General features: G+C 36.0%; 19 protein-coding genes. 12 read left to right on the plus strand and 7 right to left on the minus strand.

The genetic code is table 11. The features are described 5' to 3' along the window. The first annotated feature begins 145 nt into the window (after window positions 1–145). The 3 genes from FW780_RS08845 to FW780_RS08855 all read left to right on the plus strand — a co-directional run bounded on the left by FW780_RS08845 (window position 146) and on the right by FW780_RS08855 (window position 2,095). Window positions 146–937 carry a helix-turn-helix domain-containing protein gene (locus FW780_RS08845; RefSeq protein WP_149833249.1) on the plus strand — a complete coding sequence of 264 codons (792 nt, stop codon included), beginning with the start codon at window positions 146–148 and terminating at the stop codon, window positions 935–937. Between the two features lie 365 nt (window positions 938–1,302). After that, window positions 1,303–1,722: a DoxX family membrane protein gene (locus tag FW780_RS08850; RefSeq protein ID WP_149833250.1), complete on the plus strand. Its 420-nt coding sequence runs from the start codon at window positions 1,303–1,305 to the stop codon at window positions 1,720–1,722. Window positions 1,723–1,741: 19 nt separating this feature from the next. Next, window positions 1,742–2,095, plus strand: a complete 354-nt coding sequence (locus tag FW780_RS08855) for a cupin domain-containing protein (RefSeq protein WP_149833251.1) — start codon at window positions 1,742–1,744, stop codon at window positions 2,093–2,095. Between the two features lie 81 nt (window positions 2,096–2,176). Here the strand turns inward: FW780_RS08855 and FW780_RS08860 are convergent, their stop codons facing one another. Beyond that, on the minus strand, window positions 2,177–3,286 hold the full coding sequence (locus FW780_RS08860; protein WP_149833252.1) for a heparan-alpha-glucosaminide N-acetyltransferase domain-containing protein: 1,110 nt from the start codon (window positions 3,284–3,286) through the stop codon (window positions 2,177–2,179). Between the two features lie 258 nt (window positions 3,287–3,544). Here FW780_RS08860 and FW780_RS08865 point away from each other — a divergent pair, with 258 nt between their 5' ends. Beyond that, the gene (locus tag FW780_RS08865) at window positions 3,545–4,723 is read left to right on the plus strand and encodes a helix-turn-helix domain-containing protein (RefSeq protein ID WP_149833253.1); all 1,179 of its coding nucleotides are present in this window, start codon (window positions 3,545–3,547) and stop codon (window positions 4,721–4,723) included. Between the two features lie 83 nt (window positions 4,724–4,806). Further along, on the plus strand, window positions 4,807–5,640 hold the full coding sequence (locus FW780_RS08870; RefSeq protein WP_149833254.1) for a C10 family peptidase: 834 nt from the start codon (window positions 4,807–4,809) through the stop codon (window positions 5,638–5,640). Window positions 5,641–5,701: 61 nt separating this feature from the next. Here the strand turns inward: FW780_RS08870 and FW780_RS08875 are convergent, their stop codons facing one another. From FW780_RS08875 to FW780_RS08900, 6 genes are all read right to left on the minus strand, one after another. Next, window positions 5,702–6,844 (minus strand): cytochrome-c peroxidase, encoded by a 1,143-nt coding sequence (locus FW780_RS08875; RefSeq protein ID WP_149833255.1) that lies wholly within the window; start codon window positions 6,842–6,844, stop codon window positions 5,702–5,704. A 6-nt stretch (window positions 6,845–6,850) separates the two neighbouring features. Beyond that, window positions 6,851–8,443: a DUF6850 family outer membrane beta-barrel protein gene (locus FW780_RS08880; protein ID WP_149833256.1), complete on the minus strand. Its 1,593-nt coding sequence runs from the start codon at window positions 8,441–8,443 to the stop codon at window positions 6,851–6,853. After that, window positions 8,433–9,782 (minus strand): DUF4876 domain-containing protein, encoded by a 1,350-nt coding sequence (locus tag FW780_RS08885; RefSeq protein ID WP_149833257.1) that lies wholly within the window; start codon window positions 9,780–9,782, stop codon window positions 8,433–8,435. Before FW780_RS08885 ends, FW780_RS08880 begins: the two co-directional genes overlap by 11 nt. A gap of 20 nt (window positions 9,783–9,802) precedes the next feature. After that, window positions 9,803–12,523 (minus strand): TonB-dependent receptor plug domain-containing protein, encoded by a 2,721-nt coding sequence (locus FW780_RS08890; protein ID WP_241676877.1) that lies wholly within the window; start codon window positions 12,521–12,523, stop codon window positions 9,803–9,805. 331 nt (window positions 12,524–12,854) lie between these two features. Continuing rightward, a complete protein-coding gene (gene dnaK / locus FW780_RS08895; protein ID WP_149833258.1) occupies window positions 12,855–14,753 on the minus strand; it encodes a molecular chaperone DnaK in 1,899 nt (632 codons plus the stop codon). A 152-nt stretch (window positions 14,754–14,905) separates the two neighbouring features. Continuing rightward, window positions 14,906–16,144 (minus strand): T9SS type A sorting domain-containing protein, encoded by a 1,239-nt coding sequence (locus tag FW780_RS08900; protein WP_149833259.1) that lies wholly within the window; start codon window positions 16,142–16,144, stop codon window positions 14,906–14,908. 238 nt (window positions 16,145–16,382) lie between these two features. Here FW780_RS08900 and ppk1 point away from each other — a divergent pair, with 238 nt between their 5' ends. The 7 genes from ppk1 (at window position 16,383) to FW780_RS08930 (ending at window position 24,885) form a co-directional block, all read left to right on the plus strand. After that, complete coding sequence (ppk1, locus tag FW780_RS08905) at window positions 16,383–18,455, plus strand: polyphosphate kinase 1 (protein WP_149833260.1); 2,073 nt, start codon at window positions 16,383–16,385, stop codon at window positions 18,453–18,455. Beyond that, window positions 18,452–19,336 (plus strand): Ppx/GppA phosphatase family protein, encoded by an 885-nt coding sequence (locus tag FW780_RS08910; protein ID WP_149833261.1) that lies wholly within the window; start codon window positions 18,452–18,454, stop codon window positions 19,334–19,336. The genes ppk1 and FW780_RS08910 overlap by 4 nt, the downstream gene beginning before the upstream one ends. 285 nt (window positions 19,337–19,621) lie before the next feature. Continuing rightward, window positions 19,622–20,275: an NAD-dependent epimerase/dehydratase family protein gene (locus tag FW780_RS08915; RefSeq protein WP_149833262.1), complete on the plus strand. Its 654-nt coding sequence runs from the start codon at window positions 19,622–19,624 to the stop codon at window positions 20,273–20,275. Further along, complete coding sequence (locus tag FW780_RS22370; RefSeq protein ID WP_167510664.1) at window positions 20,272–20,421, plus strand: hypothetical protein; 150 nt, start codon at window positions 20,272–20,274, stop codon at window positions 20,419–20,421. Before FW780_RS08915 ends, FW780_RS22370 begins: the two co-directional genes overlap by 4 nt. A 140-nt stretch (window positions 20,422–20,561) precedes the next feature. Continuing rightward, complete coding sequence (locus FW780_RS08920; RefSeq protein ID WP_149833263.1) at window positions 20,562–23,600, plus strand: choice-of-anchor I family protein; 3,039 nt, start codon at window positions 20,562–20,564, stop codon at window positions 23,598–23,600. A gap of 170 nt (window positions 23,601–23,770) precedes the next feature. Continuing rightward, complete coding sequence (locus FW780_RS08925; protein ID WP_149833264.1) at window positions 23,771–24,163, plus strand: DUF3060 domain-containing protein; 393 nt, start codon at window positions 23,771–23,773, stop codon at window positions 24,161–24,163. Window positions 24,164–24,177: 14 nt separating this feature from the next. Beyond that, entirely contained in the window at window positions 24,178–24,885 is a 708-nt protein-coding gene (locus FW780_RS08930) for a barstar family protein (RefSeq protein WP_149833265.1), read from the plus strand. Window positions 24,886–24,905 lie beyond the last annotated feature (20 nt).

Consider the following 24,905-nt stretch of genomic DNA (forward strand, 5'->3'; position numbering starts at 1 on the left):
ATCTACACGAATTTAGGCATTTTTCTTTGACAATATAACTTTAGAAATAATCAATTTAATTAAACATTTTGTAATTTAGTCAATGATAAATTTGTTTTCTGACATATTATAAAACAGAATTTTCTATTCATAAATAGATTTAAAAATGATTGAAATAAAAAAATATTCTAATCAATCAGGGCATGCTGAGCCAAGGCGGGTCATCAAATACACATTATTCTGGTGTGATCATGGGAGCGCTGAAATTCTGGTTGATGAAAATATTTTTTTCCTGAAAACCGGTCAGACTATAACCATTACTTCAGGACAGTTTCATCAGTTAAAATCGGTGGAAGGAGAACTTACAGCATTAGAATTTACCCTTGACTTCTTCTCTAAAAGTGACAGCGATATTGAACTTATTTTTCACAACGGGCTTTTTTGTCATTTTGGAATGAATGAAATGATTACTGTACTTCATCCCGAATTTTTCTCCGAAACACTCAACACTATTGAAAAAGAAATTCAGGAACAGCCTTATCAGTATCTGATCTCCACGCATTCTTTGGTTGAATTGCTGTTGGTAGAAATCAACCGTAGTAAAATTGCCAATGGTGATGAAGTCTGGAAACCGGATGCTTTATTCTTAAAATTCCTTGAAAGTGTAAGAACCCATTTTAAAAATAATTATCAGGTCTCCCATTTTGCTGATATCCTCGGAACTACTGAAGCCAAACTGAATGAAGTTTCAAAACTACACACCAGCAAAACCGCTCAGAATGTTATCTACAGCCTTATTATTTCTGAAGCGAAGAGACTTTTACTGTATGAAAAGCTTACCGTGAAAGAAATTGCTTACCTTCTTGGTTTCAATGATCCTTTCTACTTTTCCAATTTCTTTAAAAAACATACTTCCCGTTCTCCAAAAGATTACCAGAAAGCGGTAAAGGAAATTTAAAGAAGTCAGGATGGGAATCAGGTACAAAAATTGGAGAAATCTGTAATTCTGGATTTTTATAACACGCAAAGATTTATTTTCAATTCCGTTTTATCTTAAGTGAGCAAAGTGAATCGATATTCAATCGATTCTGATGAAGCTTGTGCCTAAAACTGTACTATAATTTATGGCCAAATGTCAATATACTGAATTCTCTACAGCCTTTGAGGACTCGTCTGTTTTATACGTCATCACTTCCAACTTCCATCCTTGTGCTTCTCTCTCCCCTCATTAAATATTCTATGCTTTTCCCGGAATTGTCTATTCTTTAGACATTGCTTTTCGCTGAACTTTGTACCTGTAATTAAGACCTAAAAATTATAAGTATGAAGACTCAACAGGACACCGCCGTTTTTTTATTAAGGATAGCTCTGGCATCCGGATTTTTATCTGCTGTAGCAAGCAGACTGAACCTTTGGGGAACTCAATCTTCGGGCTGGAAAAAATTTGTCGATTATACTGCTGAAACAAATTCATTTTTACCGCAGTCATGGGCTTCCATAATAGCCGTATTGTCTACAGCCACTGAATTATCAATCGGTATTCTGCTTCTTGTTGGGTATCAAGTAAAAGGAACTACACGGTGCGCCTCTATTCTTACTTTATTTTTTGCGGTTGCGATGAGTATTTCTTTTGGCATTAAAGAGCCTTTAGATTATTCCGTCTTTGCATTCAGTGCCGGAGCATTTCTCCTGAGTACGTTCTCACGCTATCAATGGAGTTTAGACCAATTTTTACAACAATAACAATTAAAATTTATATATTATGAACACTAACATTCACGACTACATCGTAAAAACAGAACAGAAAGAATGGCAGCCTTTAATTGAAAAAGGGATTCATTATGAAGGTATTTTTGTAAAATCTTTAAAGTTTGATCCGGAGAAAAACCGCTCAACCAGTATTCTTTTAAAATTTGAACCGGGAGCCAGCTATCCTTATCATAATCATCCTGCCGGCGAGGAGCTGTTTATTATGGTAGGTGATGCTACTATTGCAGGTGCCCAACTTGAAAAAGGGGATTATCTGTACACTCCACCGAATTTTAAGCATTCTGTGAAGTCAGAGCATGGATGTACCATTCTTTTTGTGATACCTGAAGAAGTGGAGATTCTTTAACTCATTATTAAAAACAAAACCACAGTGAATCTTTTACTGTGGTTTTGTTATAAAATATTTTTTAGCCTTAAATTGACATCTTTATTTCAGGGCTGTTTTGTTTGATGATATAGGTCTGAAATTAATTAAAGTTTTTTTCTTTCTTAGAATATCCACCAAAGTCTGTACTGAAAATGTGAGGATAATATACAATACAATCAGCACAGACACATAACCAATTTCATGTTGTCTATATCCAAAAATTCCTTTCCCCCAAGAGATCAGTATCCATTGGATCATATACATGGAGGTTAAATTTTTACTGCAGTATTTTAGAATACGCATAAAGCCATTTTCTTTAACGTTTGTCGTTATTGTATTAATCAGCCATAAAAAAAGTAATGTCCATCCTGCAAAATAGATCACTCCGCCAGGTCCCATATGATAAAACCCGTTGTAATTATAGTCACCATACAGAAAAACCAGCGGGGCTCCTACGGCAATGAACAACAGCCCTACATACAGCATATTTTTAAATATTTGTTTAGCGTTGTAGTTCAGCTCCTGAAACCATTTCCCGAAAAACATTCCGATGATAATAAAAGCCATCCATGGGAAAACAGGAAAATATACATAGGCCGGATAGTCTGTATTAAAAAGAAGATCCAGCACATAATTGATCACAGGATAGTCAAGATTAATTCCGCTAACTTCTCTGGATATCAACGCAACGAATAAACCTATCGCCAGAATGATATATTTATTTTTCACATATTCTCTGATAAATCCTACAAACAACAATGACATCCCTGCCAGCTGCAAAATATCACCCAGCTGTACCAGATATACATACTGCTGTTCTATAGGTGCATGCCATCCATATTTTTGCATAAAATTATCGGGAGCAAAATTAAAAATCACAGGGATCATAAATTTCATAAAATTCATGAACAGACCTGCAAAGACTAGTAAAACACCTCGCTTTAATGCACTTTTAAGGCTTTGATGGCTGGAAGTCATGAAGGTAATTCCCATACAGATCAGGAAAATGGAAGTTCCCCTTCCAAGAAAAACAATAAAACTTCCAATTGCTGTTTCATATTGTGATTTTACATTGGCATACACCAGCAAGGTATGTATTATGATCATTCCGATAACACTTATACCTTTTATTAAATCCAGTGTGAGGATTCTTTTGTTTTGTTGTTCCATAGTTTTTTTAGTGAAAATTGTGGATTAGATGGATAAAATTGTATTCATTATTCTTTATTAAACAATATTTTTATTTATTCTAAATAAAAATCAAATATACAAATTAAAACCACATTATGAATTTCGTTTATTAATTTTCATAAATTATTAATATCTAAAAATTCATTTTGAAATTTACATCTCTTTAGGTAAAACTTGCACCAAATTTTAACGGCAGAAGTCTGTATATTAGCACCTTATTATATTAGTCTTATAAAGATGAACTGGTGCTTTAATATATTTGATACTGTCGTTATCACGGCTGTAATACAGGGGGTAGCCACTACAATAGCTATCGGATATTCCCCTTCCCATACTTCGGGGAAAAAGTTATTATCTGCTATATTAATTACTCTGGCTTTTTTGAATATCAAAATATTACTACATACTCTTGGTTTATGGCAATATCCGGGGTTCCATTATTTTCCTCTGGCTATTGATACGCTTATGCAGCCATTGTTTTATTTATATACCTGTTCACTCACAGAGAAACATTTTTCGTTGAACCGCAAACATTGGTTACATTTTTTACCTGCATTGATATTTCAGTTTCATGCAATGATTGTCTATATCATTGGGTTTATACAGCCAGATGTGCAGACACAGGATTTTATTGCAGAAAAATATCTGTATTATAACTCTGTTAAATGGGCTGAAGATTTTTTTGTTCTTGTTTCCGCAGGCATATATTGGTATCTCAGTTTCAGGAAAACCCAAAAATACCGGCGGTGGTTATTTACCAGTCAATCTGCAACCCAATATCAGGAATTGGCATGGCTCCGAAATCTGCTTATCGGAACAGGAATATTGGTAATTGTGTTATTTTTATCTTCAATTACCTCCAATATCTTACAACTGAATCACTCATTTCTGTATCTGGAAATTTTTTACGGTTATCTGGCACTCTTAATTTACTTTCTCTCTTTTCAAGGGTATCGAACTATAATAGCTGGTGAAGTACAATCTGTACGGATCTCAAAAAATAAAATTTATACAGAAGAAATACCACAGCCAGAGATTACATCTATGGATATAAAAACGTCTCTGGACGAAAAAAATCTCTATGCCATTCAATCTGCATTATTAGAAATTATGGAAAAGCAACATCTCTTCATAGAACCTGAATTAAATCTGAAAGATGTGGCGAAAATAATCGGTTTTCCGGCATCACAGGTTTCTGCTGCCATTAATGCTAAATTTGAAATGAATTTTCGCAGCTGGGTAAACAGTTATCGTGTGGAAGAAGTGAAAAAAAGACTGAATAACCCGGAATATAAACACCTCAGCCTTACCGGTATCGCTTTTGACTGCGGGTTTAATTCTGAAGCCAGTTTCTATCGAATTTTCAGAAAACATACAGGTCATTCTCCCAAAACATACTCAAAATCTACAAAATGAGAGAATTTTAATACCACTCAAAACCTGTTTTGAGTGGGTAAAGACTTTGGGATATTGTTTATTTGCCGAATAAAATTTCACTTATGAAGCTTATAAACTTATTATCTATCATGTTATTAATGATTAGCAATTGGAGCCATTCTCAGATCAGCTCGAATCAGATTCCCGCACAGCAGCCTATTACTATTAAGGCCCCATTTCTATTAGAAACGAATTGGGATCAGTGGGGGACTTACACAAAATACACACCTGAAAATGAGGTATTGGGATGCTGGAGTACAGCTTTAGCACAGATTCTTTATTATCATCGTTTAAAACCATTTGGTTCGGTTTCCTATAGCTGTTCCAAAGGACATTTCATTAAAGATACATTATCAGATTATGTTCTGGAATGGAAGGATTTTACAACGGATATCAATGACAATAGTCAGCCTGAAGCTATAGATGCTGTAGCACGCTACTCCTATCTTACTGCCATAGCCATTCGTAAGGATTTCGGAACTCCAAAATATCTGGAAATGATCAATCCTGCCTCTCAGGTTGAAAAACATTTTGCTTGCAAAGCTACTTTTTATGGAAGCTTTACCGGAGAAATTCCTTTTTCACAGGAACAGATGAAACAGATTGCAGAGAAGGAACAAATAAGTCATATTATTACTAAAGACAGTATTATTATATTGATTAAAAAAGAGATCAACCAAAAAAGGCCCGTTTATTTTCACATGGGAAATTTTACGACATACGGACATTCGACAGTCATAGACGGATATCTGGAGAAAAATAATATTTTCTATGTACATATTAATTATGGTGCCGGAGGTTTTCGTACAGGATGGTATAATTTATTTAAACCAATTGATGTAGAAGACGATATACGCTTACGGGCATTTGTTACTATAGAACCGATACAAAAATGAATCTAAATGATTTATACTTTAAAATAAAAACTCTTCCAGTTGGAAGAGTTTTTTATAATTATTACGATTTAGGCAATTCCGGTGGACGCATTTTGTATTTGTAACTGTTTAACGTTTTTAAAAATGCTACGATATCAAAAACTTCGTCGTCCGTCAGATTCAGTTTTTCTACCATTCCTGATTTGTGGGGAAACTTAGGATCATTGATCTGATCTCCTTTTGGTGTTTCCCTTCCCATTCCGGCGTTGTACATCATTACAATGTTGGCCAGCTCAGGAAAAAGTCCATTATGCATGTAAGGCTTATTCTCAGAAACTTCTCTCAGCGTAGGTGTTTTAAACTTTCCTACATCTTCGTTCTTTTTGGTAACAATATATCTTCCCAGATCTTCATACTTCTTTCCATAATATGTAAGCCCCAGATTGTGGAACTTCTGGTCAGAAAAGTAAGGGGTGTTGTGACAATTGATACAATTCGCTTTGGTACGGAATAAATGAAGTCCATTGATTTCGGAATCCGTTAAGGCATCTTTTTTCCCTGTAACGAATTTATCAAACTTTGATGGCGGACTTATCAGAGAGCGTTCAAATGTAGCAACAGCTTTTGCAATTTTCTCTTCCGTCACTTCCCCATTTCCGAAAGCTTTTACAAAGAAATCTTTATAACCTTTGATCTTTCTGATATTTTTTGTGGCCATTGACATATGCAGATTCATTTCTACCGGATTTTCAATAGGAGCTTTCACCTGCTCTTCCAAAGTCGCTGAACGGCCGTCCCAAAAGAATGTTTTGGCAAATCCAATATTCACTAAAGTGGGTGCATTTCTGGTTCCCGTTTGCCTGTCGTGGCCAAAGGAAACTCTGCTCCCGTCTGACCAGCCAATTTCAGGGTTATGACAGTTGGCACAGGAAATTTGTCCGCTTTTGGATAATCTCGGATCAAAAAACAACATTTTTCCCAGTTCCATTTTCTCTTCGGAATAGGGATTATCTTCAGGAAATTTCATTTTAGACAAAGGTCCGATATCCTGAAAACCTTCTTTCGCTTCATCAAATAAATGAGCAGCCGGCCACTTGTTCTGATCCCCGCTGCTGTATAAAGTACGAAGCTCTTCCACGGTGTATCCCGTAGGGTCATTTGAGGTATAACTTAATAAACATGCTATTCCGACAAGGGCCAGAAAAGCGAGATATCTGTCTTTCATTTATTTTTAATAATAAACATTCAATCCTACCAAGGCAACATGATTAGCTCTGCCATTGTAGTCCACTTTATTTTTATAGGTACTGTTCATCAGCCAGGTTTGAGAAAAACTTCCAAACAGTTCATACCTGATTTTATTCTGGTCAAAAATATAACTTGCGTTAAAATTAAGACCAATTTTAGGCGTTGCATCATATGCAAAGTCCGGCTGGGCAATCTTAGTTGCAAAGATATTCTCTTTTGTGCTTTGATAAGGCTGATAATTGAATTCTTTTTCCAATGGAATATACAGATTTTGCGAAAGACCAACCGCTAATTTATGTGAAGGTTTTAAAACAAATTCTTTTTCTGCTCCAAGACGGTAATTGAAAAAAGAAAGTTTTCTCTCCATTACCACTGATGCATCTTTCACATGATTTTTCCCATATGCTGCATCAAAAAGAATTTTAAATGCCTCATTTTTATGGTTAAACCAAACCACACTATTCTGCCAGAAAAGATTCTTCTGCTCCAGACGATACGATCTGTACTCCAGGGGATAGTTATAATTGGTATCCAGCTGATCCTGATAGGTCATCATGGAAGCCCACTTTTTACCATTATAATTTCCTAAAAAATTAAGGTAGAAACTATGCAGATCTGTTTTCAGCCCGGAATATTTTGTATAGTCCTTATGCCATTTAAAACTGCCATCCTGATATTCAAAAACCCTGTAGAAGCGCTCAATCAGGTTTTTATAATCATATCCGGCAGAGAAATGGGTATTCTCACTATTAAAGGCATATTCTCCTCCCCAAATGTAACCTCCCATTTTATATTCGGAAGTTTTATACTCGGTATTCCCGATGTATTGATTACCATATCCTTCATTATATCGAATATAAATGCTGTCATTTGCCGGTACATTTCCTTTTATATTGACAAACATGATATCATTTCCCTTGTAATGATGTACGTAGCTCAGTTTTCCGAAAATGGCATGTTGTTTCCATTTTAAACCCAATTTTGCAAAGGCTTTGTATTTGTAATCGTCTACCTTCGGTCTTGGATCTGCATTCTGACGGTAAGATTTTGCATACATACCTTCTCCTCCCAACTGCAGGATTACAGGTTTTACAGGATTATAGGCAAACTGTCCGTTGATAAAATAGTTTTGTTTCTGCCATCTTGCCGTACGGGGAACCCAATAATATGAGGGATTATAAATAAAAGAAGAATTTGTAGTTCTTTCGTCGCTCAGGATATAAGGAACATCTTCTTCGGTGGTTTTGTCTGCTTTAAGTCTCCCTGATAAAGCAATTTTATCATTCAGTTTATAAACTCCTTCAGACTGAAAAGTAAAGCTTCCTGTTTCTCCCGCGGTCTGTACTCTTTTAAAATTTTGTTTTGCAGAAGAATACTGAAAGGTTGTCCGTGAAAAATCCAAAGGCTGGAAAAATGAAATATAGGGATCATTTATTCTGATTTCCTTTTCTACAGAACTGATATTAATACTATCTAAATGAGTAGTCTGAGCATGGAAGAGCTGACTGCCTAATGCAGCCAATCCCAATATACTGTATTGAAAAGCTTTAATTGTCTTATTTTTATTATTGTGCATATCCTCGAGGGTTTGCTTTAATCGTTACAAAATCATTGGCAGAATTATTCGTATCCTGCAGTACCACACGTCCATTGATAATTTCCTTCGTCTTACGGATTACAGAAAGTCCGGTAAAAGTACCTTCAGCCTGTCCTAGTGAATTGACAATGAAAGTTCTTGAAGCGTCTATATCTGCAGGGAAATCTTTAGGTACTTTCTGCTCTTTATCCGTAATATCTATTCCGTCTATGATATAGTTTTTAGGAATCTGTAAAAACAGGGTTCCTGTAGGAGCTTTAGGAGCAGCTACTTTTTGCCAGCTTGCCACTTCTGCATCAGTTGCTCTCAAAATTCCTAATCCCAGCATAGAATTTACATTCAGGATTAAGTCATTAGAGGCAATACTCCAGTAAGCAACCTGCATATCCGGCACCATAATATTCTGAATATCCCATGCGAAAGGCTTTTTACCAATACTTATATTATAGTCTCCCATATAGGTTTCAAAGTCTGCATGACTCAGATCAACGGTTCTGTCAGGTTCCTGTATTGCTACTCCTGTCCCGTTAATATCATCAAAAGGCATTTTATGATTAATGGCAGTTTGAGCTACAATAATACTTTTCCCTGGCAAAATAGGATATTGACTGCCGCTTCCAGGTATTTTGATAAGTATATTAGAGTATACATAATCTGTATTGGCTGCAGCACCGCCACCGGCAGTTTTGCTCCAGTCATACTGTCCGTTAGATAAAGTATAAGTGGTCACATTGCTATTCACATTTCCTTCGAGAAATACCAGATATAAGCCATCAGCATAAATAGTCTGATCTGAATTATTATGAATCTCAATAAACTGATCTCGGAAATTGGCTCCTAATTTATTATCCGAACCTGCATAATAATATTGTTTGATCACAAGATCTCCAAGGTTTCCGTTGGTAATTCTGACCAATTTTGAAGAGGTATTGGCATTGATGGTTACTTTTTCATCAAAACCTCCGAAATGAACAATTTCATAACTTGTTTCCTGTCCCAGCTGCTGTTCATATTCGTTCTGTTTCAGTTGCAATTCAGCCTGAATACTATAACTTCCTGGCAGAACGGCATCTAATTTCAGATCTCCGTTTGCATCTGTTTTTCCAATAATCTGATCTTCCGTGGCTGTATTTTTCAGGATAACGGTTACATTCGCTACTCCTTTGTCTGCAACAGAAGGGTATTTGGAAGCATCATATTTAATATTTACAGTAAACGGAACAGGCTTAATCTCGTTATTTCCTCCAAAGTCATCATCTCTGTTGCATCCAACAAGAGCAAGAACGGGAACTACTAACAATAGTATTAATCGTTTCATTATTTTTATTTTTAGTATTATTAAAATCTATATGAAATATTTCCTCCAAACGAAGTAGAGGTAAAGTTGCCATAAACACTTCCTTTTTCGTCATATGCTCTTAAATTGAAAACATTACTTACATATATTGACAATCTGAAGCCACTTAAGAAATCTTTTGTAACCCTTAAATGAACATTATGAAGTGTTTTGTTATACAACCCTGAAAGTTTTTCTTCGGAAGGTTTCAGAAACAATCCCTGATATTTTGGATTGGTACGGTCGTTTTCAGGAATCATCTGCATTTCTCCGTCATGCTTGATATAGCCTATCGGATAAATATCATTCATTCCTGTCAGAGATCTATCTGAAAGAAAATGATCTGTTCTCAGTCCAATAATTAAACCTGATGAAGCCAGGTGATAATCAAAACTGAAACTTGCTCTGGCCATGGATCTTTTATTTTTGATATCATTATAAATCCCAAATTGGTAATCCTTATCCATGATCTCCGGCGCACTGATTTTGTAAAGCCCTTCATCTTTCTGCCCGGAAGTTTCTACATAGCTGGCATTAAAACCAATAACAAGATTAAGTGCTTCTATCTTTTTGAAGCTGGCCATCAGTTCCAATCCTTTATCTGCAGACTGATACCCATTAATAATTCTGTTCTGGAGGTAATTGAATTTTTCAGTTCCTACAATTTCAAAAGTAGGCACGTTTGTTCCTGATATATTGACGTCAACTTTGGCTTTATCCATGATTTTATGAACACTCATTGTGGTAAAACCATCAATCAGCTTATTGTAATATGCTGTAAGGTTAACTGTTGCAAAAGGAAATCTGTAGTCTAATCCTATTTCCGTTTTCCAGCTTTTTGAAGGTTTAAGATTGGCATTATCTCCGGGAGTCACTACCGTCTGCATAATAGCAGCCGAGTAATACCCTGGCAAACGATAATCCCCTAACAAAAAGTCAAAATATCTCGGTGATGTATAGATCTGATTAAGAGAAGGTGCTTTAGATGTTAATCCAAATCCTCCTCTCACAGAAAATTTTCCCATCTGATAGGAAGTGTTTACCCTTGGTGAATAGGTAGAATATGAATTCTGCAGATCATAACGAAGTCCCAGATTTGCTTTAAAAATGTGTTTATTAGTAAAGACTTTGGTAATATTATCCTGAATATACAATGCATACTGCTTACTGGAAAATACATTATCTCTGTAATTAAAATCTCTCATCCCATTGGAACCTTGTCCGGCTGCAGTTATCGTAGTAAACTGACCTGCTGTTCCGTATCTTCCTTTTCCAAAGTTATCTCCATAACGGAAATTAGCTCCCATACTGTAATTATGAGCCCATTTTGAAGAAGTTAATTTTATTCCGTTAATACTAAAATTCGTATAAATATTAAGAGGTTTACCATCAGCAAAAGCTTGATTTTCATAGCTTGGAGGGGTATACTGAGCATAATAGACATCATTTTCTGTAGCCGTTCCATAAGGACGCGCTCCCTGATTCAGCCAATATCTGCGTTCTGTAAGCTGAGTTGCATAGCTTATCCCCATATCGACATTGATTGATCTAAACAAGGTTTTTTTACCATTCTGTGCAAAAAAATAGCTGATATTATTTCCTAATGAAAAGCTTTTATTCTCAACATTGATAATCATTCCATCAACATCATCAGGGTCTCTTTTTCCCTTGCTGCTATTGGTAGAAAATGAGGCAGACAGTTTATTTCTAAATCTATTTTTATTACTTGACCAAAGAAGATTGACATTTGTTCTGTCATATCCTACCAGACTGGTTCTGGGATCTGAAAGAGAATTCATATAATCCACAGAAGCATTCAGGGCATTGTTCTGATTAATTTTAAAACCTTTGGTAAGGCCAACCTGATAAGTTCCTTCTCTAAGAGATGCATCCAATCGTAATGGTGATGCTTTCGCTGTTGTGGTAACTTTGATCAATCCGGAAGTTAAATCTCCATATTTAGCATCCGGAACTCCTTGTACAACTTCTATACTTTCTATATTTTCTGTAGGAATTTCTCTTAAATCGACACCGTAGTTAGGCTGTCCCGGCATTAAACTTCCTCCGTTGGTCGTCGTATTGAAACTGATTCCAAAAGGGCCGCTGTTGGCAGAATCATAACTCTGCATGTTTTCGTTATTTGATAGGGCAATATCGTTGACCATCAGCTGTACTCCAAATGCCCTGTTCCCAAAATCATCACCTCCCGGAACACTTCCGGAACCCGTTACTGAAGGTCCGCTGGCGGTTCTGAATACAATATTTTTAAATTGGGTATTGTCAAATTGCTGTACATATTGACCGGGTAATTGCTGCAATACGTCACCGATAGAAAATGACTGTAGATTTTGAAGTGCTTCCTGTTGAATTACTATTTCAGAAAATTGTTTTTTTCTTGCTGTAAGCTGTACTCCTTCAATTCTGATTTCTGATGTTCCTGGAGGAATTACTTTATCTGGAAGAATGGTCAGGTTTAGTTCTTCTCCCTCTTTTAGAATAATAATTTCCTCTTCATTTTTATCATTCCGAAAACTGAGTTCACATTCTCCTGTAAGCGACATTTTAAAATTCTCTCTAAATACCCGTTTACATTTCTTTGTCTCATCATTGTTAATAATAGTTCCCTTCTTGATTTGTCCATTATGAGAAAATTCAACTTTCTGAGCAGACAAGAATCCGCCTGCTGTTAGAAAAACAGCACCTGCTAATAACGATAATTTCACCCTTAAAATATTTAGGGTGCAAAATTAATTATAATTATTCTAAATAAAAAGTAAGTTTTTGAAATTGTTTAAGTTATTTTAACTTAAAATAAAACAAAATACATACACAATTCCCTGTATAAAGAATAAAACAACAATACATTTTACTATAAACAGCTACTTTTACAGTATTCCACTATTAGCAAACTCAATCTTTCAGTTTAAAATATATTCTTAAAACAAATGAAAAAAAAACTCAAAAACATTAATAAATTATGTTTAAAAACAAAAATCCCGCAGTAAATAAATACTACGGGATTGATTTATAATTAAATGTTAATGTTTACATTTATTATTTTACTTCTTCAAAGTCTGCATCTTGTACATCTTCAGCCCCAGCGTTTCCACCAGCATTCTGCGCTCCTGCACCTGCATCAGCACCTGGCTGTTGACCAGCTGCATACAATTCCTCAGAAGCTGCCATCCATGCTGCATCTAATGCTTCAGTTTTAGCTTTTACATCATCTACACTTTTAGCTTCAAATGCTGTTTTTAATTCTGCGTGAGCTGCTTCGATAGCTACTTTTTTGTCAGCAGAAAGTTTTTCACCGAATTCTTTCAACTGCTTTTCAGTCTGGAAGATCAATCCGTCAGCTTTGTTGAAGATTTCAACTTCTTCTTTTCTCTTAGCATCAGCGGCAGAGTTTTCCTGAGCTTCTTTCTTCATTCTTTCGATTTCTTCGTCAGAAAGACCTGAAGATGCCTGAATTTTGATAGACTGCTCTTTACCAGTTCCTTTATCTTTAGCAGATACACTTAGGATACCGTTCGCATCAATATCGAAAGTTACTTCAATCTGAGGAACTCCTCTTGGTGCTGGCGGGATATCCTGAAGATCAAATCTACCGATTTCTTTGTTATCGTTGAACATTGATCTTTCACCCTGTCCTACTCTGATGCTTACAGCCGGCTGGTTGTCAGAAGCTGTAGAGAATACTTCAGATTTTTTAGTTGGGATGGTAGTGTTCGCTTCAATTAATTTAGTGAATACAGAACCCATTGTTTCAATACCTAAAGAAAGCGGAGTAACGTCAAGTAGTAATACGTCTTTTACATCACCTGTCAATACACCTCCCTGAATAGCTGCACCAATTGCTACAACCTCATCCGGGTTAACTCCTTTAGATGGCTTTTTACCAAAGAATTTTTCTACTTCTTCCTGAATGATAGGAATTCTTGTAGAACCACCTACCAAGATTACTTCGTCAATATCAGAAGTTGATAAACCAGCATCTTTTAATGCTTTAGCAACAGGCTCCATAGATCTTCTTACAAGATCAGCCGATAATTGCTCGAATTTAGCTTTTGTTAAAGTCTTCACTAAGTGCTTAGGACCTGTAGCAGTAGCTGTGATATATGGTAAGTTGATTTCAGTCTGTGGAGAAGAAGATAATTCAATTTTAGCTTTTTCAGCAGCTTCTTTCAATCTTTGTAATGCAATTGCATCAGATTTTAATTCCACACCTTCTTCAGCTTTGAACTCATCAGCCATCCAGTTGATGATCACATCATCAAAGTCATCACCTCCTAAGTGCGTATCACCGTTTGTAGATAATACTTCAAATACACCGTCTCCTAAATCAAGGATAGAGATATCGAAAGTACCACCACCAAGGTCATATACTGCGATTTTCTGATCTTTATGGTTCTTATCAAGACCGTAAGCTAATGCTGCAGCTGTAGGTTCGTTGATAATTCTTTCTACTTTAAGACCTGCAATTTCACCAGCTTCTTTAGTAGCTTGTCTCTGTGCATCATTGAAGTATGCAGGAACAGTGATTACCGCTCTTGTTACTTCCTGCCCAAGATAATCTTCAGCAGTTTTCTTCATTTTCTGAAGAGTCATTGCAGAAATTTCCTGTGGAGTATATTCTCTATCGTCGATTTTTACTTTTACAGTATCATTAGGTCCTGAAACCACTTTATAAGGTACTCTTGAGATTTCAGAAGCATCATCTTTAAAGTGTGTTCCGATAAATCTTTTGATAGAGTAAACAGTTTTTGTTGGATTCGTTACAGCCTGTCTTTTTGCAGGATCACCTACTTTTCTTTCTCCGTCTTCTGTAAAAGCTACAATAGAAGGAGTAGTTCTCTTACCTTCTGCGTTAGGAATAACAACAGGGTCTTTACCCTCCATTACAGCAACACAAGAGTTGGTTGTTCCTAAGTCAATTCCAATTATTTTACTCATAATATTTTATATTTTTTCTATTTTTAATTTAATTTACACTCTCAATTTCTCAATATCTGTACCATTCAAAGAATTGTGACAAAATGACACAATAAAAATAAAAACCCCGATAAAATCGGGGCTTTGTATGATTTAATATGGAAATATTTTCATTATTTTTTGATAAACTTCATAGATTTTACGAAGTCTTTGCCATTATAAGTTCTCACATAATAAGTACCACTGGCAAAATCTTTCACATCAATTTTATCTGTTTCATTTTTAATAAATGCCTTTTTTACAAGTCTTCCTTCAGCATTGAAAATTTCCACCTCGTTAATAGGTGCTAAAGGAGAAGCAATGGAAATATACTGCGTAGTAGGATTAGGGAAAAGATTGATAGAGTTTACTTTTTCCACATCATTTACAGATAAGAACGCACATGCATTGGAATTCAGAAGACTTGCTCTTGGGCCAGCCATTGTATTGGTCTTGATTGTTTTCTGATCATTGGTAAAGAATGCCATTTCAGTATCTGTCACATAATCCATAAAATTCATAAACATAGCACCGTTTGCAGTAGGATTACACATGAATCCATTATCTGGAAAAACATTTCCACCATAATGAGCATCATTAATAGCAGGAGTATCAGCACAACCATCATCATTATCTGGTGTATTACAAAGACTGCCATCTTCTCCCCATGGGTGAAGCAGTCCGAAATAATGTCCTATTTCATGCGTAGCAGTTCTTCCTCCATTATAAGGCGCCATAGCGGCTCCCGTAGTTCCAAAGTATTTATAACCAATAGCAAGTCCATCCTCCGGAAAACCCGCAGCGTCAGGCAGATAAGCCCAACCAAGATAAGGATTAGGCATATTTCCTACCCATATATTCAAATATTTAGTTGGATCCCAGGCCGTAAGTCCTGATGCTAAATAATATTGGTTTGCAAAATCAAAATTTGAAGCGACCGACTTTCTTTCTATACCAGTAGTAGCAGCTCCTGTAGGCGTTTTTGTTGCCATACAGAATGTAAGTTCCATATCTGCAGCATAAGGTTTGAAGACATCAGGAACTACAGAACTGAAATTAGGGTTTAATTTTCTGAAGTCATTATTCAAAATAGCTATCTGCGATGCAATCTGAGCATCAGAAATATTCTGGGCAGCACTTCCATAAAGAACATGCACTACAACAGGAATTGTAATCACAGTCTGGCCATTTTTAGCCATTGTATTAGCAGCGGCCTTTTTACTGGTTAAATAATTTCGTAAATCTTCTTTTTTTTCCAGAGCCTGAGGGTTTCTTGCATAAAACTCCTTCATTTTCAAATCAGTAGCACATTCTCTTTGTCCAAATACATTAGCCATCAGAAAGCCTGCTGTTAATAGTAGAATTTTTTTCATATAAATATCATAAATAGTCGGCAAATATAACCATTATTATAAAAAGACTATGGAATAAATGAATAATTTACAGTAAAATCACTGTAACACTAAGTTTAAACCAATTGATTACCAACACCCTTGTTATCAGCAAAACAATTTAATTCACCAACCTTTAAAAATTAATCAAAGTTTAACCTAAGAAATAAGGTTAGAGTCTTTATGAATTATTATTTTTGATAAAATATACACATTTAGAATGTCATTACACTTTAATCCACGAGATATTACATGGCTTGCCTTTAATGAAAGAGTATTACAGGAGGCCATGGACGAAAAAGTTCCCCTGCATTTAAGAATACGTTTCCTCGGAATTTTCTCCAACAATTTAGATGAATTTTTCAGAGTGCGTGTTGCCGGATTAAAGCGTGCCATGGATTTTAAGGAAAAAGTAATTGCTGAATCTTTCTATCAGCCGCCTTCCAAAATCCTGCAGAGAATCAATGAAGTTGTCATGAGACAGCAGCTTAATTTCGATAAAACCTGGAAAAAAATCCAGACTGAAATGGCTGATCATAAAGTTTTTATTAAAAATGCCAAAAACCTGACAGCAGGACAAAAGGAATTTGTCAGACAATATTTCGATGAGGTAGTAGAATCTAATGTCATTCCTATTCTTCTTCATGAAAATACACCAATGCCTTATTTGAGAGATAAAAGTCTTTATCTGGGGGTTGCGATGAGAAAAAAAGACTGGCAGTACTCCAGTAATTATGCTATTATTGAGATTCCGTCCCGTTTTGTAGGAAGATTCGTATTGCTTCCAACGGAAGATCCGGAAGAGAAAAACGTAATGCTGCTGGAGGATGTAATTACTTTCAATCTTCCGCACATATTCTCTTATTTCGGATATGATGAATTTTCTGCCAATGCTTTTAAAGTAACAAAAGATGCCGAACTGGATCTGGACAATGACATCAGAACTAACTTCGCAGAGAAAATAGAAAAAGGACTCAAAAACAGAAGAAAAGGAAAGCCTACCCGTTTCGTTTTTGATAAAGATATGGATAAAGCGTTGTTGGAACTCCTTATCAGAAAACTGAATTTAACGAAAAAGGACAGCATCATTCCGGGGGGGAAAATTCATAATTTCAAACATTTCATGGACTTCCCAGATGTTTTTGAAGCGTATGAAAGACCTGTGGAAAGAAATTCTTTTACTCATCAGGCATTTGAACATGGTGAAAGAGTAACAGACGTTATTTTAAAAGAAGATGTACTTCTTACATTTCCTTATCACAAATATAATCCGGTGATTGATCTTCTCCGTGAAGCGGCAATGGATCCGGATGTAAAATCTATACAGATCACCGCTTACCGTATGGCGAGCAGCTCAAAAATCATCAATGCACTCATCTATGCTGCCAGAAATGGCAAAGAAGTGACTGTAATGCTTGAGCTTCAGGCAAGGTTTGATGAAGAATCCAATCTGAAATGGAAAGATATGCTGGAACCGGAAGGAATTACAGTTCTTGTGGGAATTCCCAACAAAAAAGTACATGCTAAACTGTGTGTCATCAAAAAAAGGGCTCATAATAAAACCATCCAATATGGATTTGTAAGTACTGGAAATTTCAACGAAAAAACAGCAAGAATATATGGTGACCATCTGCTCCTTACAGCAGATCGCGGTATCATGGCAGATATCAATAAAGTATTCAATGTTCTGAAAAAACCAAAGGATGATTTTATTCCGATTTTGAAAACTTGTAAAAATTTATTAGTTTGCCCTCAATTTATGCGTGAAAAGATTGTTCACCATATTGATAAAGAAATTGAAGAAGCCAAAGCAGGCCGAAAAGCAGAGATCATCATTAAGGTAAATTCTATGAGCGACAGACTGCTGATAGAAAAGCTATATGATGCTGCCAAAGCTGGTGTGGTAATCAGGCTTATCGTAAGAGGAATCTATTGTGCCGTAAACCAGAAAGAGTTTAAAGAAAAAATAAAAGCCATAAGTATTGTAGATGAATACCTGGAACATGCCAGAGTAATGTATTTCTACAATAAAGGAACAGAAGACATGTACATTTCTTCCGCTGACTGGATGACCAGAAACCTGGATTACAGGATTGAAGCCGCCGCAAAGATCACTGACAAAAACCTTAAGAAAGAATTAAAAGATATTCTTGACATTCAGCTTAGGGACAATGTAAAAGCCAGAATTCTTGACAAGAAGCTCAGCAACGAATATATAAGAAATGATAAAAAAGAATGCCGTTCACAAATAGAAACCTATAAATATTTAAAAGCTAAAACAAGCAAAAAATGAAGATAGCAGCGATAGACATAGGGAGTAATGCAGCCCGCCTTCTTATCAATGAAGTTAAGATTAATAACAGAAAACCTGAATTCATCAAACTCAACCTTCTCAGAATTCCTCTGAGACTGGGAATGGATGTTTTTACCATCGGAAAAATAGGTCCCGAAAGAGAAAAAATGGTTATTGATTCCATGAAAATTTTCAGTGACCTGATGAAAATATACAAAGTAGATCATTACAGAGCCTGCGCTACCAGTGCTATGCGTGATGCTACCAATGGGAATGAAATTATCGGACTCGTAAAGGAAACTTCCGGAATCAACATCGAAATTATTTCCGGTGATGAAGAAGCTACTCTGGTCTATGAAAATCATGTTGCAGAAGGGCTGGACAAAGAATTTGCCTATTTATACATTGACGTTGGAGGAGGTTCCACAGAACTTACTTTCTACGAAAACGGTAAAATGGTTTACGAAAAATCATTCAATATCGGAACCATACGTCTTCTTAACAATCTGGTTACCATGGACAACTGGAAAGAGATGAAGGATGAGATCAAGAAAAATATTGTCAGTAAAAAACCAATTGTAGCGATTGGATCAGGAGGAAATATCAACAAAGTATTCTCCATGAGCAAAACCAAAGACGGGAAACCAATGTCTTTGTCACATCTGAAAAAGGTGTATAAAGAATTCAATGAGCTGTCTGTGGAAGAAAGGATGACCAATTACAACCTTAGAGAAGACCGTGCCGATGTATTAGTACATGCCCTGAGCATTTTCAACAATGTGATGTCATGGTCTGATATCAATAGGATCTTTGTTCCTAAAATATCTGTGGCAGACGGATTGATCCATAATATTTATAGTCAGTTACAGCACCGAAAGTAACAACAAAAATAACAATATTGTAAACCAGCCTTTGAGCTGGTTTTATTTTTGAGAGCAACTTCCAGCCTTGTCATTGCGAGGAGCAACGCAACGAAGCAATCTCTATGTTCTCCCGTGCTATTAAGTTTTGGCTAAAGCCAATGTGATTCATTTATTTTCAGATGGATTAAAAACTACCCCTATTAAATTTTAAAACAAACATCTTTTATCTTTTAATAAAATTTTCTGAATTTTTTAAAGTAAAACATCATCCTCATTCGTCATACAACTATCAATAGCAAAGCAATGACCCCAATCAAAATAATTCTTACAGGAGCTACAGGGATGGTAGGCGAAGGTGTTTTAATGGAATGTCTTGAGAATCCCAATGTTTCTGAAATCCTGAGTATAAGCAGAAAACCTTCTGGAAAATCGCACCCTAAACTGAAAGAATACCTTGTTCCGGACTTTTTATCCATAGACCTTCATGATGAAAAACTGAAGGGCTATGATGCCTGTTTTTTCTGTGCGGGAATCAGCAGCATAGGGATGAATGAAGAAGATTACACCAAGATCACTTACGATACAACCCTACACTTTGCAAAAGCCGTTTTAAACCAAAATCCGGATATGGTTTTTAACTATGTTTCAGGGGCAAGTACAGACAGTACAGAGAGTGGAAAAATAATGTGGGCAAGGGTAAAAGGCAAAACGGAAAATGATTTGAAAAAGATGAATTTCAAAGGGGCCTACAATTTTCGTCCCGGATTTATGAAACCAGTTGATGGTCAATTGAATGTAAAATGGTTTTTTAAACCTTTTATTTGGATTTTTCCTGTATTTTTTCAATCAAAATCATTAACTTTACATGAAGTGGGTAGAGCAATGATCAATGTGACACAAAAAGGGTACCCTACATCTACTTTAGAAATTAGAGATATTAAAAATTTAGCGATATGAGAGACATGTTAAGAAGAATTGTTCTGGTTATTTTTGTACTCTTGCTTGTGACTGCTGTTTCAGGATATTTTTATATGCAGAAACATCCATTAGAAGGGAATAAGTCTGGAACAATTTTAAATTTTTCCGGAAAATCAGGTAAATAAATACATCCTTTACGCCCTCATTCAAACATTTTTTTATCTTTTATTGGAAAGAAACGTATTTTTTAAACATTTCTTAAAATTCCATTAAAATAGTTGCGAAACATAAAGTTCATTTTTGCATTTATCTAATTGAAGTAAAAATGATCAACAACTACCTATTAAAAGGATCTGTGATTGCCGCATTCTTTTTTCAGAGCGGTCTTTTCGGACAGACACTGATTCATTACTGGAATTTTAACAACAATACTTCTGCTGCCACCATTACCACACCATCTTCTACTATGGTGAATGGTTCTCTTACGGCTATAGCAGGAGGTACAAGTGTAATAGATTTTGCTGGTGGTACCGGACAGAATTTTAGCGATGAAAATTTAAATGCCAGAAATGGGGATGCATCTGGAACTCATCTAAGATTCAATAATCCAATTGGAGGAGGATTACAGTTTAATCTGCCTACCACAGGATACAGCAATGTTATTGTTAAATTTACCACCAGAAGATCCGGACAGGGAGCAGGTACTCAGACATGGTCTTATTCAACAGACGGAACTAATTTTGTACAGTTTCAGACCGTGAATCCTCAGGATGCCAATCCTCAGCTCGTTACTCTTGATTTTTCTGCCATACAGGGAGCTAACAACAATCCCAATTTTAAGTTAAAGGTTGAATTCTCAGCAACAGGAGGCGGAACCGGAGGCAACAACCGTTTTGATAATTTTACGGTAGATGCTACTCCTGCCGGAGGTGCTGATACGACTCCGCCAACAGTCACTTATCTTCCTGCTAATAATGTCAACAACGCTTCAACCACTGTAAACCCTACTCTTTCTTTTAATGAAAATATAAGATTAACAGATAATTCTGCGATCAACGATTCTAATGCACAAAACCTTATAGAGTTCCGTCTTGGAAATGCTACAGGAACACAAATTCCTTTTACAACCACTTTCAGCAACAATACCATCACTGTAATCCCGACTTCGGGACTGATACCGGGACAAACTTATTATGTAGCACTTAAGCCCAATACTGTAGAAGATTTCAGTGATAATGGAGTTACTGCCATCACATCAAGTACTTTCACCACTGCCGGAACGACAATTTCTTTGGAGAAGAATTTTATTAAGGTTAATGAAAATGCAGGAAGTCTTGCACTAAAAATCAATATCACCAATCCTTCAACGGCTAGTGTAAATCTTGTGGTAAAACCGGCACCTTTCAGTACAGCCAATGCCAGTGATTTTACATTAGCTAACCAGACCATTAATATTACTCCTTCTACAACAAGCTACACTGTTAATATTCCGATTATTGATGACACAGTGGCAGAACAGCAAGCCGAATATTTTGTAGTAAGCCTTGAAAATCCTACCGGAGCAACAATTTCCGGAGACAATTCTGCAACAGTTTATATTGTCGATAATGATAAACCGGCACCGGTCCCTTCCCATCAGATCCAACTGAATTATCTCGGAAGCTTTGATCCTTCAGGAAATAATAACAGCTCTACGGAAATTGTGGTTCATGATGCATCCACTCAACGTTTATTTACGATAAGCTCCATTACAGATGTTTTTGACATTATTGATTTTAGTACTCCTGCCACTCCATCAGTCGTAAAAACAGTCAACATGGCTCCTTATGGCGGAATCACAAGTATTGCCGTAAAAAACGGAATTATCGCAGCTGCCTCTCCGAATACCAATCCTCAGCAAAACGGTTCTGTAGTATTCTTTGATATTAACGGAAACTTTCTGAAACAGGTAAATGTAGGAGCTTTACCGGATATGATCACCTTCTCCCCTGACGGGACAAAAGTTGTTACCGCTAATGAAGGGGAACCTAATGATGCTTACACCATAGATCCCGAAGGAACAATAAGTATCATTGATATTTCCGGAGGTATCGGAAACCTTACGCAAAGTAATGTAACAACTCTTAATTTTAACAGTTTTGATTCTCAACTTGCTGCATTAACAGCTACAGGTTTAAGAAAAGTAAGAAACAACAATACTCTTTCTCAGGATCTGGAACCTGAATATGTTACCATCAGTGCAGACAGTCAGAAAGCATGGGTAACGCTTCAGGAGAACAATGCTGTCGCTGAAATTAATCTGGCAACGAAAACCATCACAGGAATCTGGGGATTAGGTAAAAAAGACATGAGCCTTCCGGGCAATGGTTTTGATGCTTCGGACAATAATGGAGAGGTTTTGATTGCCAATTGGCCTGTAAAAGCCTATTATGTTCCGGATGCAGTACAGAATTATAAGGTAGGAAATACTCATTATATTGTGACAGCCAATGAAGGAGATGAAAAGGATCTTTCAGGATACAGCGAAAGAACGACTGTAGGAGCAAACGGCTATATTTTAGATCCTGTACTTTTCCCGAATTCAAGTATTTTAAAGGCTTCTTATAATCTGGGAAGATTCAGGGTTTCATCTGCTACAGGAAATACAGACGGAGATGCAGAGTTTGAAGAAATGGCTGCTTTAGGAGCGCGCTCATTCTCTATTTTCAACACAGACACCAAACAGATTGTCTATGACAGTGGAGATCAGTTTGAAAGATATATTGCTGCTAATCATCCGTTAATTTTCAATGCAGATAATGAATCCAACGGTGCTAAAAACAGAAGCCACGCCAAAGGTCCTGAACCGGAAGGTGTGGCATTAGGAAACATTAACGGACAGACCTATGCTTTCATCACACTGGAAAGAACCGGAGGGGTTATGGTGTATAATATCACAGATCCTAACAACCCTACTTTCACAGATTATAAACATTCCCGTTCTACTTCAGCATATGGAGGTGACAACGGCCCTGAAGGAATTATCTATATTGCTCCCGAGAATACAACAACCAATAAAGGGTATGTAATTATTGCCAACGAGATCAGTGGAACTTTATCTATGTATGAAGTAGCGATGCCGGCTACGCTTGGAACTGGTGAAACAAAAGCTGAACAGGCCACCTTCAACGTATTCCCAAATCCTGTAAACAAAGGAAATACACTTTACTTCAACAGAAAACAGGATTACGAATTGTATGATATGTCCGGAAAATTAATTGGAAAAGAGAAAAATGCTTTAACCATAAGCACATCTAATCTTTCTACCGGGGTTTATCTTGTAAAAACTTCAGAAGGACAGATAAAAAGAATTATTATAAAGTAAAATATAATATTTAGTTGATTGAAAAGGCTTCGGATTTCCGGAGCTTTTTTGTTGTTGGGAAATTAGGATCAACTAAAATATAAAACTCATTATTTAAGATGATTTAACTTTTAAAATGTGTGAAAAAATCATTTTATTTCTATATTTACCTTTAACAAACCAAATTCACAATGAAAAATATTAAGACAGTAGGAATCCTGGCTATCCTGTTATTGGGAACAGGTACTGCTTTTTCACAATCAAGAAAAACAGAATCTACAAAAGGGGTAGAAAAAACAGACAATGATAAGATTGTACAGGTAGAAGGCGTAGGCCACAAACTCAATTATACACTTAACGGAGGAATTGCTGAAGTAGAAGGCGGTGATAATACCGTAACGATCAAAGGAAGTGCAAAAAAGATTGCTGTCTCAGGGACAGGCAACAAGGTATACATTGACAAAGTGGATAAAGTAACGATAGAAGGTGGTGGGAATGTTGTCTACTACCGTACTGCCGGAACAAAATCAGGAAAACCTGATGTTTCTATTACCGGAGTTGGAAATAAAGTTGTAAAACAATAGAGATATTTAGCTGCATGTTTGGATTTGCATTAGACACAGGGAACGATCCTGAAATCATCACATTAATAGATCAGGTAAAAAATATTGAAGGACCTTATCCTATTGCTTATAAAAAAGTTAGGCTGGTAAATGTTCATAACATTTCCAGCCTTATTTCTGCTGTTGAAAGTTCATCTAAAATGCATCAAAACAATGGTTTCATTTGTAAACTTGATCAACAAAACAATATTATATCAAACACTTTTATCAGCAATATTAAAATAAGCAAATCCAAAAAAAATATTATTCTAACCGGTCTTGCATGGACGAATCCAAAAGGGTATCAAAAAGCTCTGGATATGAGACTTAATAATGGATTTATTGAAAAGAATATCTGGAAAAGTTTCAGAAAAGATGAACTGCAGGGATGGCTTGTTCATGCTTTACATTTCCGTAATCCTAAAATAAACAGGGAAAATATCAACATTCAGATTGATGGAAATGAATTCCATAGCTTGGATGGTTTTTACTGCACATTAGGAGAGGAAATCCATGGAGTTTCAGGATATTTCGGACGTAATTTATACGCATTATATGATTGTCTCCGTGGAGATTTCGGAGTAAAATCCATTTCAGAACTGAATTGGCTTAATCATAAAAGAAGTAAAAAGTTATTGAAAACAAAATTCACGGAAATACTGGAAATTTTTGAAGAATATAATATTAAAGTTTTATTGAATTAACTTCGTCAAAATTTCAATTA

Source organism: Chryseobacterium sediminis (assembly GCF_008386505.1).
Taxonomy (GTDB): domain Bacteria; phylum Bacteroidota; class Bacteroidia; order Flavobacteriales; family Weeksellaceae; genus Chryseobacterium; species Chryseobacterium sediminis.

Excerpts from the sequence above, each read along its gene's own strand:
- FW780_RS08910 (WP_149833261.1), top strand. The coding sequence starts at position 18,452 with ATGAAGATAGCAGCGATAGACATAGGGAGTAATGCAGCCCGCCTTCTT.
- FW780_RS08915 (WP_149833262.1), top strand. The coding sequence starts at position 19,622 with ATGACCCCAATCAAAATAATTCTTACAGGAGCTACAGGGATGGTAGGC.
- FW780_RS08850 (WP_149833250.1), top strand. The coding sequence starts at position 1,303 with ATGAAGACTCAACAGGACACCGCCGTTTTTTTATTAAGGATAGCTCTG.
- FW780_RS08880 (WP_149833256.1), bottom strand. The coding sequence starts at position 8,443 with ATGCACAATAATAAAAATAAGACAATTAAAGCTTTTCAATACAGTATA.
- FW780_RS08870 (WP_149833254.1), top strand. The coding sequence starts at position 4,807 with ATGAAGCTTATAAACTTATTATCTATCATGTTATTAATGATTAGCAAT.
- FW780_RS08865 (WP_149833253.1), top strand. The coding sequence starts at position 3,545 with ATGAACTGGTGCTTTAATATATTTGATACTGTCGTTATCACGGCTGTA.
- FW780_RS08900 (WP_149833259.1), bottom strand. The coding sequence starts at position 16,144 with ATGAAAAAAATTCTACTATTAACAGCAGGCTTTCTGATGGCTAATGTA.
- FW780_RS08925 (WP_149833264.1), top strand. The coding sequence starts at position 23,771 with ATGAAAAATATTAAGACAGTAGGAATCCTGGCTATCCTGTTATTGGGA.
- FW780_RS08845 (WP_149833249.1), top strand. The coding sequence starts at position 146 with ATGATTGAAATAAAAAAATATTCTAATCAATCAGGGCATGCTGAGCCA.
- FW780_RS22370 (WP_167510664.1), top strand. The coding sequence starts at position 20,272 with ATGAGAGACATGTTAAGAAGAATTGTTCTGGTTATTTTTGTACTCTTG.
- FW780_RS08920 (WP_149833263.1), top strand. The coding sequence starts at position 20,562 with ATGATCAACAACTACCTATTAAAAGGATCTGTGATTGCCGCATTCTTT.
- FW780_RS08860 (WP_149833252.1), bottom strand. The coding sequence starts at position 3,286 with ATGGAACAACAAAACAAAAGAATCCTCACACTGGATTTAATAAAAGGT.
- FW780_RS08875 (WP_149833255.1), bottom strand. The coding sequence starts at position 6,844 with ATGAAAGACAGATATCTCGCTTTTCTGGCCCTTGTCGGAATAGCATGT.
- dnaK (WP_149833258.1), bottom strand. The coding sequence starts at position 14,753 with ATGAGTAAAATAATTGGAATTGACTTAGGAACAACCAACTCTTGTGTT.
- FW780_RS08930 (WP_149833265.1), top strand. The coding sequence starts at position 24,178 with ATGTTTGGATTTGCATTAGACACAGGGAACGATCCTGAAATCATCACA.
- FW780_RS08855 (WP_149833251.1), top strand. The coding sequence starts at position 1,742 with ATGAACACTAACATTCACGACTACATCGTAAAAACAGAACAGAAAGAA.
- ppk1 (WP_149833260.1), top strand. The coding sequence starts at position 16,383 with ATGTCATTACACTTTAATCCACGAGATATTACATGGCTTGCCTTTAAT.
- FW780_RS08885 (WP_149833257.1), bottom strand. The coding sequence starts at position 9,782 with ATGAAACGATTAATACTATTGTTAGTAGTTCCCGTTCTTGCTCTTGTT.